Source organism: Pseudoalteromonas sp. CST2, assembly GCF_028599385.1.
Classification (GTDB): Bacteria; Pseudomonadota; Gammaproteobacteria; order Enterobacterales; family Alteromonadaceae; genus Pseudoalteromonas; species Pseudoalteromonas atlantica.
In genome coordinates this window covers 286,506-305,146 of sequence record NZ_JAQREO010000004.1, presented here as the reverse complement: position 1 = coordinate 305,146, position 18,641 = coordinate 286,506, and the positions used below count along the sequence as shown (strand labels likewise).

The window sequence follows — 18,641 nt, the reverse complement described above, 5'->3', positions numbered from 1 at the left end:
TAAAATATAGAGGTTGAATAATAGGTACAATTCTAGTAGTTTGTTAGTAAAAATTATACAACCAAGGATAGGTATGAATAGTATGAATAAAAATACTTACTATGAGCGCAACAACTTTTCAATTTACGAAGTAACAAACAAAACAGGTATCGAGTTAACTTTATCTGAGCTAAAACAAATTGAATTGGCTATGCTAATTACCCCAAAAGCATTAACAACTTTTATTAATATATTGCACAACCCTGCTAACTTAGATGAAAAGAAAAAAGAAAAATTCGAATCAATTATGAAACAATATGGTTTTGTTAATTCAATTAATTTTGAAACAACACGAACATTTTTAATCCGCCAAGCGCGTAAAGTAATTAACCTTATTGGTTCTATGTATTTGACCCCACAAAAATTGTATAAATGTGCTGAGTTTGGCGATGCTACCTATTATGACAGATATGGAATTATAGGATTTGGCAAGAGTTTTTTTAGCGTAGGTACTGATAGAAAAGTAGATACTATTGTTCATGAGTTTAGTCACGCAGTTTGGACTTCTGAAGATACAGCATATAACGCGAGAACTGCTATAAAGGATCTTAATTTCATCGCTCAAAAGGCACAGATTTATCAAACTAATGAAGACAGAGATATATTGCTATATTCGGCATATCTTTTTGAAAATGCAGTGCGAACAGCCCAATGAAAACTTTGATCAATATTATATTTCTTTTAATTAGTTACTCTACTTTTGCCAACTCTGAAGAAGTTATCGAAGGTCCTATTGCTGCATCTTCTTATACATTTTGTCATATAGATACTAAATGTATAACTAGTATAAGGTTGGAAAATACTTCGCCTTATCAAGTTAAATTAAGCTCTCTCGCTTTCAATGGACAAGGTATCGACTTAAACTCAATGTTCATATATGAAGTGGATGAATACTTCTCAATAAGAGCAGAAAACCCCAATGCAAAGGTCCCTGAACAACCTATACAAGGGCGCCGGCGTGCACACAAAAAATTATCCTCGATAGAGTTCGAACCGCTTGAAGTAAAGTTTATTGAGCTAAAAGGCATGGAAGAAAAATTTGCTTTGGACCCCGAAAAAAAATACTTAGTGAGTACAATTACACCGTTCGTCAACTTGTACATTAACGGTAAGTTTGTTGATATCATTACCATAAGAACGAAATATTCACTCCTAGCTATTCCTACAAAAGATATGGAAATAAAGGAACGGCCAATAAAACAGTTTGCTACGCCGCAAGGGTAACCTGCAATAATATACATACTTTGTTTAATGCCACTCAAAATTCTGCGTCAGCTTAAACCTTTATATATCAAGCCAGCTTAAAGTTGGCTTGATTATATATCTTGGCTAATTATCTAAAAACGCCCCTACTTCTTTACTCATTCTCTGTACCAGCCATTTTGGCCCGCCGTCGTGCATATCGTTGTGGCGCGATTTTTCAATCATTACTTGGCTAACAGGGAAGCTTTTTAGCTCTGTTTCATTTAATAAAACATTCGCATCGGCTGGGTAATCACTACCACGCAGTGTAAGCACGCGTATGTTTTTATTACGTGGGATCAACATGCGGCGGTGATCGAGGGTAATTATTTGGCTTACTTCATTCGGGTAAATTGAAGCATATAAAGCAGATATATCGCCGCCGTTAGAGTGGCCAAATAACGTGAGCTGAGAAAAGTTATACTTAGGGTATTGAGCACTTAGCTGATTAACTAAAAACTTAAGCGTTACCACACCACGGTGCCAGTTTTCCATGCGGGTGGTTAAATATGGCTGCATACGATTAAGTGCAGGGTCGGTTTTAAGCTCATGCGCGACTGCAATGCTTAAATAACCCTGTGCATTAAATAGCTTACTCGCAAACGTGTAGTCATTGTGGCTAATACCGTAGCCTGCATTTACAAATGCTACAGGGCACTTTGCGTGTACGCTGCATTGATTACTCTCATTGGGGTATGTGATATTTATAGGGATGGTCCGATTGCGGCTTTGATCCACTATTACATCATCAGCAAAGCTTAATGGTGATATTAAACTCGCGCTTAGGCTAAATGCACTTACTTTTAGTAACTTTTTTATTGTTTTATGCATGTTGTACTTATATAAATTATTGTTTTTAAATAAAAATAACTTTTACTATAAAGGTTAGCGCGCGCCATTGCTAATGTATGCGATAATACGGGTATTATTTTTAGTTAATTTAGAAAAGTACCCCATGAAATCATACAGCACTATTGAACAACGTATCGACATTTTGCAAAGTCGAATAGAAGCCTATAAAGAAGAAATTGCCGTGTTACAGGCCGAGCCAAAAAGTAACAACGAGCGTATTATTTTTAAATTTATTGAAACAGGCAGCACAGGTAAAACAAAAGACTTTGTGCGCGAACTTGGTATTAAGTCGCCGCGCGATAGCTTATATTCATCAGGTGATGTAACCAAATTAATCAAAGACGGCGCTGATGACATCACCCCTGCACTGCTTGAAATTGCCCGCACATTGGCAAACGCTCGTAATAAAAATGGCCCTAGCTGTTAATACCAAGCTACAGGCCACTGTTTAATCTTATTAAAGGTTATTCATTGTTTAGAGGCTTGCAATATGCAGCTTCTAAACGCTCCTCACATATTAATCGCAAAGCTCAATATTAAGGCTTGTAAGTAAATTAAGAGCTTCAAAGCGCTCGAACTTAGCACCCGTTAACGCATTACTGTTTAAATCTATATTAAATTCTGTAGCCCCTACAAAGTCACACTCAGTTAAAGTGGTTTGAAAAAACTCACTATCGCGAAAATTACTTCCTGTAAATGTACTTTGCTTTAAATTGGCATGTCTAAAATCAACATTTTTTGCAAAGCAGTGTATTAATTTTAGTGATTTTAAAGTTAATTCATAAAAAGAGCAGTTACTAAGCTCACAGCTATTAAAGCTCACCGGCGCATTTATACTTAGGGCTCCCCAATCAGCATTGCTCCATTGCACGCTGTTTAACTTACAATGGCTAAAGCTTACACTTTCAAGCGAGCTGTATCCCCATTCAATGCTCGATAAATTGCAATGCTCAAAGCTGCACTCTATAAATCGACACGTTTTAAATTGCCCCTGAGATAAGTCGCAATCTATAAACGTACATGCTTCAAATTCTGTGTTTTCGAGTGTGTGTTTTGCTAGCTGTAAGGCACTAAATTGCTGATCGCAATAATAGCTATTATTAGAAATTGGCACTGTGACTACGTGTCCGTATTTAGGGTTGTTTAATGGGCATAAGGGCTGGTTTTTGGCAAATCTTGTTTAAGCGCTAATAAGGCGATAAAAATTAAGCCAAAAAGCGGAAATACCGCTAAGCATCCGCCCACAAAAGCTAAAACGCCCGGCATGGTGCTTTTGCGTTTACCTATTTTATAGCTAATCAGCGCAAAAATTGGAATGCAAAACAAAATAAAAAAAGCTAAAAATTCACCAAATAATGTGAGATTAAACGACATAAGAACTCCCTCTCTATTGAATAATATTTGATACCAAGCAACTTGAATATTTAACTATTCTAGCGTGCTAAATAGACTAATAACTTAACACGATTGGTATGAACTGGTTTAAATTTAACCATAAAAAAACCCCTAGGCATACTCCTAAGGGTTTTTAAATCTAGCTAAGCGCATTTGTTGCGCGCGGTATTACTCTTCGCTAGGAATTGCTTTTTCTACCACACTGATTGCAAGCTCAGTTAACGAGTCGCTATTAGCTTTGCTAGGTGCATCGGTTAATAAGCACGATGCTTGAGTGGTTTTAGGGAACGCAATAACGTCACGAATGTTATCGGTACCACATAAAAGCATAACTAAACGGTCAAGACCAAAGGCTAAACCAGCATGTGGTGGTGTGCCGTATTTAAGGGCATCAAGTAAAAAGCCAAACTTGTCTTGTTGCTCTTGCGCATCAATACCTAAAATTCTAAATGCTGCTTCTTGCATATCAGCATTATGAATACGTACCGAACCGCCACCTACTTCGTAGCCGTTTAATACCATGTCGTAAGCATCTGAAATAGCCGCGGCAGGGTTTGCTTCAAGCTCTTCTGCGCTAATATCTTTTGGTGCGGTGAATGGATGATGCACTGCATGTAACGTGCCTTCGTCATCTTCTTCAAACATTGGGAAGTCAACAACCCAAAGTGGCGCCCAGCTATCAAGGTTAGTGATTTCTAAATCAACACCAATCTTCAAGCGAAGCGCGCCCATTGCTTCGTTTACAACGTTGCGTTTATCGGCACCGAATAAAATAATGTCGCCCGTTTGTGCGTTAGTACGCTCAAGTAACTGGGTAATTACCTCTTCGTTTAAAAACTTAGCCACTGGAGATTGAACGCCTTCAGCGCCTGCATCACGGTCGTTTACTTTCATCCACGCCATACCTTTAGCGCCGTAAATGCCAATAAACTTAGTGTAATCGTCAAGTTGCTTACGCGAAAGCTTAGCGCCACCCGGTACTGTTAATACAGCAACGCGGCCTTTTTCGTCATTAGCTGGGCCTGAAAATACGTTAAACTCTACGTCTTTTACTAAATCAGCTACATCAACAAGCTTCATTGGGTTACGTAAGTCTGGCTTATCAGAACCGTAAAGGCTCATTGCCTCGCTGTAAGGCATAATTGGGAAATCGCCTAAATCAACGTTTAGTAATGATTGCCACATTTCACGGATCATTTTTTCAGTCATACCACGTACTTGATCAGAGCTCATGAACGAGGTTTCTAAATCTATTTGGGTAAATTCAGGTTGACGATCGGCACGTAAATCTTCATCACGGAAACATTTAACAATTTGGTAGTAACGGTCAAAACCCGACATCATCAACAATTGCTTAAACAACTGTGGTGACTGTGGTAATGCATAAAAGCTACCTTTATGAACACGACTCGGTACTAAGTAATCGCGTGCACCTTCTGGTGTTGCTTTTGTAAGTACAGGTGTTTCAATGTCTAAAAAGCCATTGTCATCTAAAAAGCGACGAACAAAGCTGCTTGCTTTAGCGCGCAGTTTAATACGGTCGCTCATTTCAAGGCGACGTAAATCTAAGTAGCGATACTTTAAGCGGCGCTCTTCAGAATTGGTTTGATTAAAATCAAGCGGAAGCGGCTCAGAGCGGTTAATAATAGTTAGCTCAGTGCCTAAAATTTCTACTTCGCCTGTTGCCATGTCTTTATTTACTTGGCTTTCTGGGCGCGCACGTACAACCCCTTTTAACTGCACACAAAACTCTTGGCGAAGTTTGTTAGCGTTATCCATTAGTCCTTCAACCTCTGGATCGAATACAACTTGTACTAACCCTTCTCTATCGCGTAAATCGACAAAGATAAGTCCACCAAGGTCACGTCGTTTGTTGATCCAGCCACATAGTTCAACTTCTTGATCTACGTGAGTTTTATTTAGCTGTCCGCAATATATAGAGCGCATAGTTTTCCTGTCAGATAAAAGGCTTAAACGGTTATATTTATTTGTTTTAAGGCGTGTGATTTAAAAAACTGGTCACCACAATACAAATAAAGCCGCTAGCAATCTAAAAATAATTAAATTAAGCCCTGCATTATACCCAAGTAGTATCAAGATGCTAGGGCGTGTTGAACGTTGGTGGTTGAATTTGCAGCAGTATGTTTGGCTTTTAGGCAAGGCAGAGTCTATGTAGTGTGGTTATTCCCCATAAAAAGGCGATAACGCAGCATAAATGCCAAACATGCGCTGCCCTTTGGGTTCTTTCTAGGGACGATTAACTCTTTGTTGCCTACATGGATGTAGGTAAGGGGCGTGAGCAGGACGCGGAAGCTTTGCTCGATTTTTACTTATTCTTACAGGGATGTAAGTCATTAGAATAACGCAGGAGCAGTTATCGAGCCCACTAGGTTACAAACCTCGCGCCGCGATTTAACCGCCCCTAGATTGAACAAATTTCAATCTACAAAGATCAACACGCCCTAGGCCGTGTGTTTAGCTTTGTAATGTTAATTTGCAGCAAGCACCGTATGTATTTGGTACACTTACGCCACGAAGTCATTAAGCCACCCTTTTTATGTTATATATTGGATGCCCTCAGTGGTCGAGCAGCGCCTGGAAAGGCAACTTATTTACCCGCCAATGTAAAAATGCCGATATGCTAAACCAATATGCCCAGCATTTTAACTCAGTTGAAGGCAATACCAGCTTTTACGCAGACCCAGCGCCAAGCACTGTTTTACGCTGGGCTCAAAGCGTACCCGAGGACTTTAAATTTACGTTTAAGTTTCATCGTCGCTTTAGCCACGAGCTTGCGCTTAGTAATGTTCAAACAGAACTTAATGACTGGCTTACGTTATTTGCCCCAATACTTGAAAAAACAGGGCAAATAATGCTGCAATTACCCAAAGCGTTTGGTCCAAACGATTTACCTAAATTAACGCAATTTATTAGCTTGCTCCCCAAAGAGCTAAATTACGGCGTAGAAGTACGCCATAGTGATTTTTTTAAAAAAGGTGAGGCCGAAATTGCCCTTAATCAGCTATTAATGGCAAATAATATAAACCGTATTTCTATGGATACCCGTGCGCTTTTTGCAGTAAAACCCACCACCGAGGCTTTAATAGATGCACAACAAAAAAAGCCCCACTTACCGGTACATGCAATAGCTACTGGCTCGCAGCCGATGGCGCGCTTTGTAATAGCCAATTTACAAAACGACTATAAACCCTTTTATAAACCGTGGCTTGGTAAAGTAAAACAATGGCTTGATGAGGGTAAATCCCCGTATGTGTTTTTTCATACTGCCGATAACCGTGAATCTCCACTACTCGCTAGGCAGTTTTGTGAAGACCTAGGGTATAATCACCCGGTATTAAATCCATTCAGCGGCGAAAAAGAAGCCCACCAGCCAACGCTTTTTTAAATAGAGAATACAAATGAGTGAATACGCACGTTACTTTACCGGCTACCCAGCTAACATTGTTGAGCAAGTATTAAGCCTTATAAATAACAATAAGGTATGTGACTACTTACTTAAAAAGTACCCGCAACCGCATACTATAACCACCGATAAACTACTTTATAGCTACGCCACTGATTTAAAAAAACAGTATTTAAAAAACGCCCCACCGTTTGGCCGCGCTGCATTTAAAAAACAAGGTGATATGGTTACCAACGCACTCGGTACTCACACCTACCGCATGCAGGGTAAAACCCGTAAACACGATTTAGCCATAAACAGCGATTTACTGCGCGCACCCGAGCCACTGTTAAAAGCACTAGTCGTACACGAACTCGCCCACTTTAAAGAAAAAGACCATAACAAAAGCTTTTATAAATTGTGCTGCCACATGGAGCCGCAATACCATCAGTTAGAGTTAGATTTGAGGATTTTTTGTGTGGTGGTAGCGATGGGGGAGAATCCTTATTCATGAACGGTCAGCGGTCAGCGGTCAGCGGTCAGCGGTCAGCGGTCAGCGGTCAGCGGTCAGCGGTCAGCGGTCAGCGGTCAGCGGTCAGCGAAAAATAAATACAACCTAACTCGTAATCAAAGTTCTCAATAAAAAAACGCGATTTAAAATCGCGTTCTCTTTAGTAACTTTTCTACTGACCGCTGATAGCTTAAAACTGACAGCTCAAAAGCACGTTGGGTTTCGCTTCGCTCAACCCAACCTACATTACAGCCCTAGCTCAGCCATAAAGTCATCATCGGCATCATCTTGTTCTGCTTCTTTTGACTTAGCTTTTGCTTTTTCGGCCTTTTGCTTAGCTTCGTTTTCGATAATGTCATCAGGGTCTATCGCTTCTACAATGTCAAAGTCATGTAGTTTTATAAACTCTGTTTTATCCATTGCCAGCTCTAGGTAAAAAATATTTTGGTTGCGCGTAGTAAAGGTTACGCGGCGTGCTTGTGGACGATCCATAGTGGTATCAACCGATATTTGCACTTGTTTATTAATCGCCATCATTTTTGGCTGGTTTTGCGTAATAGAGGTATGTAACTGCTCACGCACTTTAGAAGTGAAGTCACCAACAATTTGGTTCATCAGCTCGCCCATTACATTTGAAACGTCATCTGATAAATGACTGTGGGCAATTTCTTCTTCAGGCATGCCCATATTGCGCATGTAATCGCCGTAAATTTCCATTGCCGCTTGCGCTGTAAAATTAGTGACTACCAGCCCTGTAAAGCCACCATCAAATAATACAAAACAGCCAATGTCTGGACGCATACAGGTGCGCGTTATTTTTTGCACCATAGCCGAGTAGCTAATTTCGTTACCGCTGGCTGATGACAGCACACCCGTCACTGAATGACATAGGGTTGCTAATATATCGTCTGTGCTAATTACCTTACTTTTGCTCATTTAACGTTCTCTTTTATACTTATTATTCATAATTCTAGCCAAGCTACTGAATTTATCACTGACTATCCAGTATAAAATGTTAAAATAGTGCCATTATTTTTAAAGAGACTGCCTTAGTGAGTATAAAAGACAGTATTTACGCCTCTGAGCAACAAGTAAAAGATTTTAGCTTTGACCAAAATGTGGTTGAGGTTTTTCCGGATATGATCCAGCGCTCTGTGCCTGGGTATGCCACCATTGTAAGCACTATGGGTAAATTGGCCGGTGAATATGCGCAAAGTAATTCAAACCTTTACGATTTAGGCTGCTCGCTTGGTGCAGTTACCCTAAGTATGCGCCGTAATATTCGCACCGATAACTGCCATATTATTGCTGTAGATAACTCACAAGCTATGGTTGAGCGTTGTAAGGTACATTTACAAGGCTTTAAGTCAGACGTGCCTGTTACAGTAACTTTAGGCGATATTAACGAGCTTGAGATTCAAAATGCGTCGGTAGTGGCCATGAATTTTACCTTGCAATTTATTCCGCCATTACAGCGCCAAGCCGTGCTTGAAAAAATTTACGCTAACTTAAAACCCGGTGGCGTACTGCTCCTTAGCGAAAAAATTAAAGCCGAAAACGAGCAGTGCGATAATTTGTTAATTGATTTGCACCACGACTTTAAACGCCACAATGGCTACTCAGAGCTTGAAATAAGCCAAAAACGTACTGCCATTGAAAACGTGATGCGCCCCGATACGCTAAGCACTCACTTTAATCGTTTAAGCGACATTGGTTTTAGCCAAACGCAGGTGTGGTATCAATGTTTTAATTTTTGCTCAATGGTAGCAATTAAATAAAGAGAGTGACTTATGTCTCAATGGTTTAACCAATTTTACGCAGCAATTGCACAAAGCCCGCTTAGCCACTGGCTAGAAACCCTGCCCGCTCAATTAAAGCATTGGCAAAACGAGGCAAGCCATGGCGATTTACCAAAATGGCAAAAAGTACTTAAAAATCTGCCAGAAGTAAAAACAACCCACGTTGATATCGCCACTAAAGTAGAAATTGGCGCACCGGGGGAGATGAGCGAAGGCGAGCAAAAACAAGCCACGCATTTATTAAAACGCATGATGCCATGGCGCAAAGGCCCCTTTACTGTACACGGTATTGAAATAAGCACAGAGTGGCGCAGCGATTGGAAGTGGGACCGCCTACTTCCTCATATTGAGCCATTAAAAGGCCGCACAGTATTAGATATAGGCTGTGGCTCTGGCTATCACTTATGGCGTATGCGCGGTGAAGGCGCTGAATTTGTAGTGGGTATTGACCCTTCTGATTTATTTTTGTGTCAGTTTCAGGCCATTAAACATTACAACCCAGACGAAAACGTGCATTTATTACCATTAGGTGTAGAAGCACTACCCGAGCTTAAAGCGTTTGATACGGTGTTTTCTATGGGGGTGCTGTATCACCGCCGCTCGCCTATCGATTTTTTAGCGCAGTTAAAAGCGCAGCTTCGCCCAGGTGGCGAACTCGTACTAGAAACGTTAGTAATTGAAGGCGATGAAAACACCGTACTGGTACCTACCGACCGCTACGCAAAAATGCGCAACGTTTGGTTTATTCCAAGTACTGCTGCACTAAAACTGTGGATGGAACGCGTTGGCTTTAAAGATGTGCAAATAAAAGATTGCGCAATTACCACGCTTGATGAGCAACGTAGGACCGACTGGATGGAAAACGAATCATTAGTTGATTTTTTAGACCCAAACGATACAAGTAAAACCATTGAAGGTTACCCTGCTCCACTTAGAGCAATACTAACTGCCAAAGCATAAATAACTAAAAAGCACCCAGGGGTGCTTTTTTTGTGCAATTAACAAACTAATAGCGGACAAGTGTCCTTGTTAATTATTTCAAAACTATATTTGAGCTAGCCGCGCAGTTGCAATTGTTGTAAAATACGCGCGTTTCTAAGCTATCGAAAAGCAACCCCAAGCAATTATTTGAGGAAAACCTGTGAGCGAACAAAAACAGTCATTAAGCTATAAAGACGCGGGCGTAGATATCGACGCTGGTAATGCACTTGTTGAGCGTATTAAAGGCGTAGTTAAAAAAACGCGTCGTCCAGAAGTAATGGGCGGAATTGGTGGTTTTGGCGCTCTTTGCGAAATTCCAGAAGGTTACAAACAGCCAGTACTAGTAGCAGGTACTGACGGTGTAGGTACTAAACTACGTTTAGCTATCGACTTAAAAAAACACGACACTGTAGGTATTGATTTAGTTGCAATGTGTGTAAACGATTTAATAGTACAAGGCGCTGAACCCCTGTTTTTTCTAGATTACTATGCAACAGGTAAGCTAGATGTAGACACAGCGGCCGATGTAGTAACCGGTATTGGTAAAGGCTGTGAGATTTCTGGCTGTGCCCTGATTGGCGGCGAAACAGCTGAAATGCCAGGTATGTACGATGGTGAAGACTACGACATGGCCGGTTTTTGTACCGGTGTAGTAGAAAAATCTAAAATTATTGATGGCACAAAAGTAGCAGCCGGCGATCAACTTATAGCCCTTGCTTCTAGCGGTCCGCACTCAAACGGCTTTTCTTTAATTCGTAAAGTGCTTGAAGTATCAAACGCCGATACGAACCAAGTTATTGACGGCAAAACACTAGGCGAGCACTTACTAGAGCCAACCCGTATTTACGTTAAACCTTTACTTGAGTTATTTAGGCAAGTAGACGTGCATGCCCTATCGCATATTACTGGCGGCGGCTTTTGGGAAAACATTCCGCGTGTATTACCTGATTCTGCAAAAGCAGTAGTTAAAGGCGATAGCTGGCAGTGGCCAACCGTTTTTAACTGGTTACAAGAAAACGGCAATATTACTACGCACGAAATGTACCGTACATTTAACTGTGGTGTAGGCATGGTATTAGTAGTACCAGGCGACGCGCTAGAGCAAAGCTTAAGCATTTTAAAAGAGCTTGGCGAAAACGCATGGCACCTTGGTGAAATTCAAGATGCCGTTGCCGGCGAAGAGCAAGTAGAAATTGTAGGTGGTGCTAAGTAATGGCACCCATTCGCTTAGTGGTATTAATATCGGGTAGTGGTTCTAATTTACAAGCCATTATTGATGCCTGCGAGCGCGGCGAAATAAACGGACACATAGCGGCTGTTATAAGTAACAAAGCAGACGCTTACGGCCTTGAGCGTGCAAAACAAGCAGGTATTGCTACAAAAGTGCTCAGTCACAAAGATTTTGACTCGCGCGAGGCCTATGATGCGCAATTAATGAACGTTATTGACTCTTTTATGCCAAATCTAGTTGTATTAGCTGGGTTTATGCGTATTCTTACTCCTAGCTTAGTGCAAAAATATGTTGGAAAAATGTTGAACATTCATCCATCTTTGTTGCCTAAGTATCAGGGGCTGAATACCCACCAAAGAGCAATTGATGCAAAAGACGATGTTCATGGCGTAAGTGTTCATTTTGTAACTGAAGAGTTAGACGGCGGTCCCGTTATTCTTCAGGCGCAAATACCTGTACTCAAGGATGATACAGCAGAAACATTAGCTAAACGCGTGCACGAACAAGAGCATATAATTTATCCTTTGGTGGTCAAGTGGTTCAGTGAACACAGACTTACTATGGAAGCAGATTATGCAGTTCTTGACGAAAAACAACTTCCTGCACACGGCGCGCACTACCCACAATAAAAAAATAAGTGCCCTGCTGTTATGTGTGGGCGCTTTACTTCCTACTAGCCTAATTGCAGGCGAACTAACAGAGTATCAAGCCAGCTACGATATTTTACGCAAAGGTAAAAATCATGGCGAGGCAGTACGCGAGCTTAAAAAAGTTGGCGAGCAAACATATCAACTTACTTATCACAGCAATATTGAGTGGATGATTTTCTCTGACAAGCGAGAAGAAACCTCAGTATTTACTTTTTTAGATAACAAAGTCACTCCTCATCATTACAATATGGTGCGTACCGGCACCGGCCCAGATAAAGATTATAAAATAGACTTTGATACACAAAATAAAGTGGTCACCAGCAGTACTAGCGAATACCCGCTAAAGTGCGAATGGACTGACGAATTTCAAGATGCTATTTCGTATCAAGTACAAGTACGCGAAGGCTTAAAAAAAGGCGAAACTTATTTTTCGTTTCCGCTTATTGATAAAAAAGGCAATCGCCGCGACTACAACTTTGAAGTGGTTGGCAAAGAAATGATTTCGCTGCCAATTGGTAACGTAGAAGCTATAAAAGTAAAACGTTTATACGATAACGATAAACGCCAAGCCCTTGCTTGGTTTGCACCAGAAATGGACTACATGCTTGTACGTATGTGGAAAGGTGAAAAAGGCATGGAGCAGTTTGAAGTACAAATGAATTCATTTACCGTTACCCAGCCTGTTTCTACTCCAGTAAGTGAGAGCAGCGAAGTAAGATCAGAAGCGCCGTAAACACGGTGATAGCAAACACAAAAACGCGATTTTATATCGCGTTTTTTTGTGTTTGCTTTTAGGCTATTTAACTAAATTAGTTCGCCCATTTTAAATAACGCAAACTCCCCTGGCTGCATTTTTTGCCAGCGTTCGTCGTTGGTTAAAGGTCGTGTAGCTATTACTGTTACTACATCGTTTGGGGTGGTTTCTTCGTTAAAATCAACCACCATATCGGCATCAATTAACGTTGCTTTACCAAATGGTGCTCGGCGCGTTATGTAGTGTAAGTTATTAGTGCAGTACGCCAATACAAATACGCCATCGGTCAATAACATATTAAATACGCCCTTTTCACGTAGCGTATGCGAAAGCTTAGCCGCGTATCTAAATACAGAGGCCATATTAGAGGGACGTTTTGGGTATTTTTCACGAATTTTATCTAGCAACCAACAAAACGCCAGCTCACTGTCGGTGTTGCCCACAGGGCGATAATATTGTGGTTTTAAATCGTGATAGTTAGATAACTGCCCATTATGTGCATAGGTAATTTCGCGTCCCCAAAGCTCACGGGTAAACGGATGGGTATTTTCAAGGCACACTCGGCCACGGTTTCCTTGGCGAATATGGCTAATTACCGACACGCTTTTAATGGGGTAAGCTTTTACTAGCTTGGCAATTTCTGATTGATAGCTTGGCTCAGGATCTTTAAAGGTTCTACACCCTTTACCCTCGTAAAACGTAATACCCCAGCCATCTTTATGCGGGCCGGTATTACCACCGCGCTCTAATAGACCTGAAAAACTAAAACAAATATCCGTAGGTACGTTGGCTGACATGCCAAGTAATTCACACATTAATAAACTAACCCTTAAAAAATACGTATAAATAGCGCTGTACTTTACTGTGCGCTACAACAGACATACTTACTTAAAAAAACTTTTTTGGCTAGCTGATTTACTGATTTTTAGCGCTTAAATAATTGCTGTGATTGAATTAAACACAGCAGTGGTGCATGCTCGTTCCTTATAAAGGGAATAAGGATAAGCATAATGGCTAGTTTGTCGTTAATTTAACGCTGTAATGTACTTGAAACTTACGCTCACTAGCGCTACTCTAACTGAGGTGGTCTGACCTCTATTAAGGAATAAGCAATGACACTCATATTTACACTCGGTTTAATCGCACTGCTCAGCATCGCGGTTTACCACAGAGCGAGTTGGAACACAGCACTTGGTGTTTCTGCCGCAACATTATTAATTGGTACCTTTGCAGGTGCTTTTGGTTTAATTAGCTGGTTGATCTTTTTGATCATCGCAGTTCCTCTTTCTGTTACTGGCATTCGTCAGCAATACATAATCAAGCCGATTTTTACTACCTTTAAAAAAGTAACGCCAAGCATGTCTGACACTGAAAAGTCAGCAATCGATGCCGGTACTACGTGGTGGGAAGCTGATTTATTTTGTGGTAACCCAGATTGGAAAAAGCTACACCAATACCCAGTACCAAAGCTGACTATTGAAGAGCAAGCCTTTATTGATGGCCCTGTAGAAGTAGTATGTAGCATGCTAGATGATTGGGAAGCAACACACGAGCTTACCGATTTACCGCAAGATGTATGGCAATATCTAAAAGATAATAAATTCTTTGCCATGATCATCAAAAAAGAATACGGCGGTTTAGAGTTTTCTGCGTTTGCACAATCTTGTGTTCTGCAAAAGTTAACCAGTAAATCGACCTTACTATCATCAATTGTAGGTGTACCTAACTCGTTAGGTCCAGGTGAGTTACTTCAGCACTACGGTACAGAAGATCAAAAAAATCATTATTTACCGCGCTTAGCCCAAGGCCAAGAAATTCCATGTTTTGCATTAACTTCGCCAGAAGCAGGCTCTGACGCGAGCTCAATTCCTGATTACGGTGTTGTGTGTAAAGGGCAATGGAACGGTGAAGAAGTAGTAGGTATTAGCCTTACTTGGAACAAGCGTTACATTACTCTTGCACCAGTGGCTACAGTACTTGGTCTTGCCTTTAAACTACAAGATCCAGATGGTTTACTAAGCGACAACAAAGAGCCAGGCATTACCTGTGCACTTATTCCAACTAACACGCCAGGTGTTGAAATTGGTCGTCGCCATTTCCCGCTTAACGTACCATTTCAAAATGGCCCAACTCGCGGTAAAGATATTTTTGTACCCCTTGATTACATTATTGGTGGCCCAGAAATGGCTGGCCAAGGCTGGCGCATGCTGGTTGAATGTTTATCGGTTGGCCGTGCAATTACATTGCCATCAAACTCTGCCGGTGGCATTAAAACAATTGCCGTAGCAACAGGTGCATATAGCCGTATTCGTCGTCAGTTCCGTTTACCTATTGGTAAAATGGAAGGTGTTGAAGAGTCACTGGCTAAACTTGCAGGTTACGCTTACAGCTCAGATGCAGCGGTTAGTATGTCAACGGGTGCGGTAGATTTAGGTGAAAAGCCATCGGTTGTTTCAGCTATTATTAAATACCACCTAACCGAGCAAATGCGCGAGTCGACCATTCATGCAATGGACGTACTTGGCGGTAAAGGGATAATGCTTGGGCCAAATAACTATTTAGGTCGTGGCTATCAAGGTGCCCCTATTGCTATAACAGTAGAAGGTGCCAACATCTTGACCCGTAATATGATTATTTATGGTCAAGGTGCAATTCGCTGTCACCCATTTGTACTAACCGAGCTTGGTGCTTGTGAAATTGAAGACCGCGAAGAAGCGCTTAACGTATTTGATAAAGCGCTAATGGGCCACATTGGCTTTACAATGTCGAACCTTGTACGTACTAAGTGGCTTGCGCTTAGTGGTGCACGTTTTACTAGCGTACCGTACAAAGACGACACTGCAGAGTTTTACCGTATAGCATCACGCTTTAGTGCATCGCTTGCGCTTATGTCTGACATTAGCATGGCGGTATTTGGTGGCTCGCTTAAACGTAAAGAACGTATTTCAGCACGTTTAGGTGACTTACTAAGTTACTTATATTTAGTGTCTGCAACACTTAAACGTTATAACGACGAAGGCCGTAAACAAGAAGATTTAGCCCTAGTAAAATGGAGCTGTCAGGATCATCTTTATCACTGCCAACGTGCCCTTGCTGATTTAATCAATAACATGCCCTCTGCCCCATTACGTGGCGTATTAAAAGTATTGTTATTCCCGTTTGGTCGCCCGGTTCGTAAACCTACCGACAAACTTGAGCATAAACTAGCACAACTACTTCAAGTACCTAGCGAAACGCGTAACCGTTTAGCAAGCTATGTTTACTTAAAAGATGAGCCACTAAACCTAGTTGGCCGTCAAGAGCAAACACTTAAAGATGTACTGGCTGTAGAGCCGTTATTTGAACGAGTATGTAAAGAAAAAGGCCTTAAACTGCCATTCTTCCAACTTGATAAAGTAGCGCAAATGGGCCTTGAAGCTGGCATATTAAGCCAAGCAGAAGCTGATAAATTAGCCGCTGTAGAAAAAGCCCGCTTAGACGTGATTAACGTTGATGACTTTGACCCAGCTGATTTATTAGCAGGCAAAGCCGCACGTAAAAGTGAAGACAGCAAAGCAGATGCAGCTTAATCAACCAAGCTAAGCATCTGAATAGCAAAAGCCAGCGCTCTAGCGCTGGCTTTTTTGTACTCAATTTTAATTAGCTTAAAGCAATAACTTTAAGCTCGATCAGTATCAAAAAATATAAAACCTACCAATACATTATAAAACTTACTAATCACTCATCTAATACACGCTTTGTAACACTTTATTAAGCCTTGAATTAGCTCCAAAGCTTGCGTTTAAAAAATGTACGAGCAACACTCAAATACGCTAATAATAATTCAAGGACTGTATTAATGAAAAAAACACTTAAGTTTGGCGTACTAGCATGTGCAATTGCACTCGCTGGCTGTAGCCAATCGAGCAATACAACACATGTTATTGCTGAACAAACCTCAGCAGCACAAGCGATACAGACATACAGTGCAAACACTTTTTTTGATACTACATCCTTTATAGGTAGTAGTTTTTCACCTTCTGGTGAAAAAATTCTCGTTAGTAGCGATGAAAGCGGTATTTATAGTTTATATGAGGTCGATGTTAAAACAGGCAGTAAAGAACGCTTAACCAATTTTGAAGACAGTACCTACCCTGTACGCTACTTCCCTAATGATGAGCGCGTATTATTTACCAAAGACTCAGGCGGTAACGAGCGATATCATGTCTACGTGCGTGAAGTTGACGGTTCAATCAAAGATTTAACCCCTGGCGCTGAAACACGAGCTGGCTTTGCAGGTTTTACCAAAGATGGCAGCCAGTTTTTTATCACCAGCAATCAGCGTGATGCCAAATTTATGGATTTATATCGCGTAGATAGTGAAACCTATGAAATGTCTCCTGTTTATCAAAATGAACTCGGATTAGATGTTGGCGCCATTAGCCCTGATGGACGCTTTATTGCTTTATCTAAAAATAATACCAATAAAGACAGTGATACATACATTCTCGACACTTATAAAAGATCCCTTAAACCACAACTTATATCTAAGCATGATGCTCCCGCACAATATACACCTGAAACCTTCTCTACTGACGGTAAATATTTATATTACTCTACAGACGCAAAAGGCGAGTTTTCACAAGTGTGGCGCTATGAGTTAGCGACAGAGAAACATAGCCCGGCTTTAGAAGACGAATGGGACGTAAACTTTATTTATTTTTCTAAATCTGGACGCTACCAAGTAAGTGGAGTAAATGCCGATGCCAGTACTAAAGTAACTATTTTAGATACTCGTACAGGTAAACAAGTCGCTATGCCCACCCTACCCAATGGTAATTTACTCAGTGTAAATTTCTCAAGTGACGAGAAAACCATGGCGTTTTATTTGAACTCTGACACATCCCCAAGTAATTTATTTGTATGGCAAGTCGGTGGTATTAGCGCCAAACAAATAACTAATTCACTTAGCAAAGAAATAAATCAAAGTAATTTAGTACAAAGCACAATTGTACGCTTTAAAAGTTTTGATGGGCTAGAGGTACCTGGTGTTTTGTACAAGCCCAAACAAGCAAGTAGCACTAATAAAGTGCCAGCACTAATTTGGGTGCATGGTGGCCCTGGTGGACAAAGCCGTACTGGTTACAGCGCGACACAGCAGCACTTAATTAATCATGGCTATGCTATTTTTGCCGTTAACAACCGTGGTAGTTCAGGATACGGTAAAACATTTTTTCATTTGGATGATAAAAAGCACGGCACAGATGACTTACAAGATATTGTGTACGGTAAAAAGCATCTTCAAAGTTTAGATTGGGTCGATAGCGAAAAAATTGGCATTATGGGAGGTAGTTACGGCGGGTTTATGACCGCAGCTGCACTTGCCTTTGAACCAGAAGAATTCAAAGTAGGTATTAATATTTTTGGGGTGACTAACTGGGTAAGAACACTTAACTCAATTCCACCATGGTGGGAGAGTTTTAAAAAAGCCTTATACGATGAAATGGGCGACCCTGCAACAGACGGTGAGCGTCATCGGGCTATATCGCCACTATTTCATGCTAAAAATATCACTAAACCTTTAATGGTAATACAAGGCGCTAACGATCCACGTGTTTTACAAGTTGAAAGCGATGAACTCGTTGCCGCAGTCAAAGCCAATGGCGTGCCAGTAGAGTATGTATTGTTTGATGATGAAGGGCATGGTTTTACTAAAAAAGAAAACCGTATAACAGCCTCTAACGCTTACTTAAACTTTTTAGATACCTATCTAAAATAGCGCTTAAGCCCATACAACTATGGGCT

At 40.9% G+C, this 18,641-nt stretch carries 18 protein-coding genes; 12 read left to right on the top strand and 6 right to left on the bottom strand.

Annotated elements, in window-relative coordinates; genetic code table 11:
* Positions 1 to 73: 73 nt before the first annotated feature.
* Both PSH41_RS08335 and PSH41_RS08330 read left to right on the top strand, forming a co-directional pair.
* Positions 74 to 694, top strand: coding sequence for a hypothetical protein (locus tag PSH41_RS08335; protein WP_273589945.1), 621 nt, complete (start codon positions 74 to 76; stop codon positions 692 to 694).
* On the top strand, positions 691 to 1,263 hold the full coding sequence (locus tag PSH41_RS08330; protein ID WP_273589946.1) for a hypothetical protein: 573 nt from the start codon (positions 691 to 693) through the stop codon (positions 1,261 to 1,263). Before PSH41_RS08335 ends, PSH41_RS08330 begins: the two co-directional genes overlap by 4 nt.
* Before the next feature lie 105 nt (positions 1,264 to 1,368).
* Here PSH41_RS08330 and PSH41_RS08325 read toward each other — a convergent pair whose 3' ends face one another.
* The gene (locus PSH41_RS08325; RefSeq protein WP_273589947.1) at positions 1,369 to 2,112 is read right to left on the bottom strand and encodes an alpha/beta hydrolase; all 744 of its coding nucleotides are present in this window, start codon (positions 2,110 to 2,112) and stop codon (positions 1,369 to 1,371) included.
* A 124-nt stretch (positions 2,113 to 2,236) separates the two neighbouring features.
* Between PSH41_RS08325 and PSH41_RS08320 the strand changes: the two genes are divergently transcribed.
* The gene (locus PSH41_RS08320) at positions 2,237 to 2,560 is read left to right on the top strand and encodes a hypothetical protein (RefSeq protein ID WP_004588950.1); all 324 of its coding nucleotides are present in this window, start codon (positions 2,237 to 2,239) and stop codon (positions 2,558 to 2,560) included.
* A 90-nt stretch (positions 2,561 to 2,650) separates the two neighbouring features.
* Here the strand turns inward: PSH41_RS08320 and PSH41_RS08315 are convergent, their stop codons facing one another.
* The 3 genes from PSH41_RS08315 to aspS all read right to left on the bottom strand — a co-directional run bounded on the left by PSH41_RS08315 (position 2,651) and on the right by aspS (position 5,475).
* Entirely contained in the window at positions 2,651 to 3,247 is a 597-nt protein-coding gene (locus PSH41_RS08315) for a pentapeptide repeat-containing protein (RefSeq protein ID WP_273589948.1), read from the bottom strand.
* Positions 3,248 to 3,276: 29 nt separating this feature from the next.
* Entirely contained in the window at positions 3,277 to 3,507 is a 231-nt protein-coding gene (locus PSH41_RS08310) for a hypothetical protein (RefSeq protein ID WP_024033669.1), read from the bottom strand.
* Between the two features lie 189 nt (positions 3,508 to 3,696).
* Positions 3,697 to 5,475 carry an aspartate--tRNA ligase gene (gene aspS, locus PSH41_RS08305; RefSeq protein WP_029772588.1) on the bottom strand — a complete coding sequence of 593 codons (1,779 nt, stop codon included), beginning with the start codon at positions 5,473 to 5,475 and terminating at the stop codon, positions 3,697 to 3,699.
* 610 nt (positions 5,476 to 6,085) lie between these two features.
* Between aspS and PSH41_RS08300 the strand changes: the two genes are divergently transcribed.
* Positions 6,086 to 6,934, top strand: a complete 849-nt coding sequence (locus PSH41_RS08300; RefSeq protein ID WP_273589949.1) for a DUF72 domain-containing protein — start codon at positions 6,086 to 6,088, stop codon at positions 6,932 to 6,934.
* A gap of 13 nt (positions 6,935 to 6,947) precedes the next feature.
* Positions 6,948 to 7,445 carry a M48 metallopeptidase family protein gene (locus PSH41_RS08295; protein WP_273588058.1) on the top strand — a complete coding sequence of 166 codons (498 nt, stop codon included), beginning with the start codon at positions 6,948 to 6,950 and terminating at the stop codon, positions 7,443 to 7,445.
* Positions 7,446 to 7,688: 243 nt separating this feature from the next.
* Here the strand turns inward: PSH41_RS08295 and PSH41_RS08290 are convergent, their stop codons facing one another.
* Positions 7,689 to 8,378 (bottom strand): DUF3334 family protein, encoded by a 690-nt coding sequence (locus PSH41_RS08290; protein ID WP_004588943.1) that lies wholly within the window; start codon positions 8,376 to 8,378, stop codon positions 7,689 to 7,691.
* Between the two features lie 116 nt (positions 8,379 to 8,494).
* Between PSH41_RS08290 and cmoA the strand changes: the two genes are divergently transcribed.
* The 5 genes from cmoA (at position 8,495) to PSH41_RS08265 (ending at position 12,836) form a co-directional block, all read left to right on the top strand.
* Positions 8,495 to 9,220, top strand: coding sequence for a carboxy-S-adenosyl-L-methionine synthase CmoA (gene cmoA, locus PSH41_RS08285; RefSeq protein WP_004588942.1), 726 nt, complete (start codon positions 8,495 to 8,497; stop codon positions 9,218 to 9,220).
* 12 nt (positions 9,221 to 9,232) lie between these two features.
* A complete protein-coding gene (cmoB, locus tag PSH41_RS08280; protein WP_273589950.1) occupies positions 9,233 to 10,201 on the top strand; it encodes a tRNA 5-methoxyuridine(34)/uridine 5-oxyacetic acid(34) synthase CmoB in 969 nt (322 codons plus the stop codon).
* A gap of 181 nt (positions 10,202 to 10,382) precedes the next feature.
* Positions 10,383 to 11,435 (top strand): phosphoribosylformylglycinamidine cyclo-ligase, encoded by a 1,053-nt coding sequence (purM, locus tag PSH41_RS08275; RefSeq protein WP_273589951.1) that lies wholly within the window; start codon positions 10,383 to 10,385, stop codon positions 11,433 to 11,435.
* Complete coding sequence (purN, locus tag PSH41_RS08270; RefSeq protein WP_004588939.1) at positions 11,435 to 12,082, top strand: phosphoribosylglycinamide formyltransferase; 648 nt, start codon at positions 11,435 to 11,437, stop codon at positions 12,080 to 12,082. Before purM ends, purN begins: the two co-directional genes overlap by 1 nt.
* Before the next feature lie 16 nt (positions 12,083 to 12,098).
* Positions 12,099 to 12,836 (top strand): DUF3108 domain-containing protein, encoded by a 738-nt coding sequence (locus PSH41_RS08265; protein WP_029772580.1) that lies wholly within the window; start codon positions 12,099 to 12,101, stop codon positions 12,834 to 12,836.
* Between the two features lie 71 nt (positions 12,837 to 12,907).
* Here the strand turns inward: PSH41_RS08265 and PSH41_RS08260 are convergent, their stop codons facing one another.
* Positions 12,908 to 13,672: a class II glutamine amidotransferase gene (locus PSH41_RS08260; protein WP_004587229.1), complete on the bottom strand. Its 765-nt coding sequence runs from the start codon at positions 13,670 to 13,672 to the stop codon at positions 12,908 to 12,910.
* A gap of 297 nt (positions 13,673 to 13,969) precedes the next feature.
* Here PSH41_RS08260 and fadE point away from each other — a divergent pair, with 297 nt between their 5' ends.
* Together fadE and PSH41_RS08250 are read left to right on the top strand one after the other, a co-directional pair.
* Positions 13,970 to 16,426 (top strand): acyl-CoA dehydrogenase FadE, encoded by a 2,457-nt coding sequence (gene fadE / locus PSH41_RS08255; protein ID WP_029772579.1) that lies wholly within the window; start codon positions 13,970 to 13,972, stop codon positions 16,424 to 16,426.
* 269 nt (positions 16,427 to 16,695) lie between these two features.
* Positions 16,696 to 18,615, top strand: coding sequence for an alpha/beta hydrolase family protein (locus PSH41_RS08250; RefSeq protein WP_273589952.1), 1,920 nt, complete (start codon positions 16,696 to 16,698; stop codon positions 18,613 to 18,615).
* Positions 18,616 to 18,641: the final 26 nt, after the last annotated feature.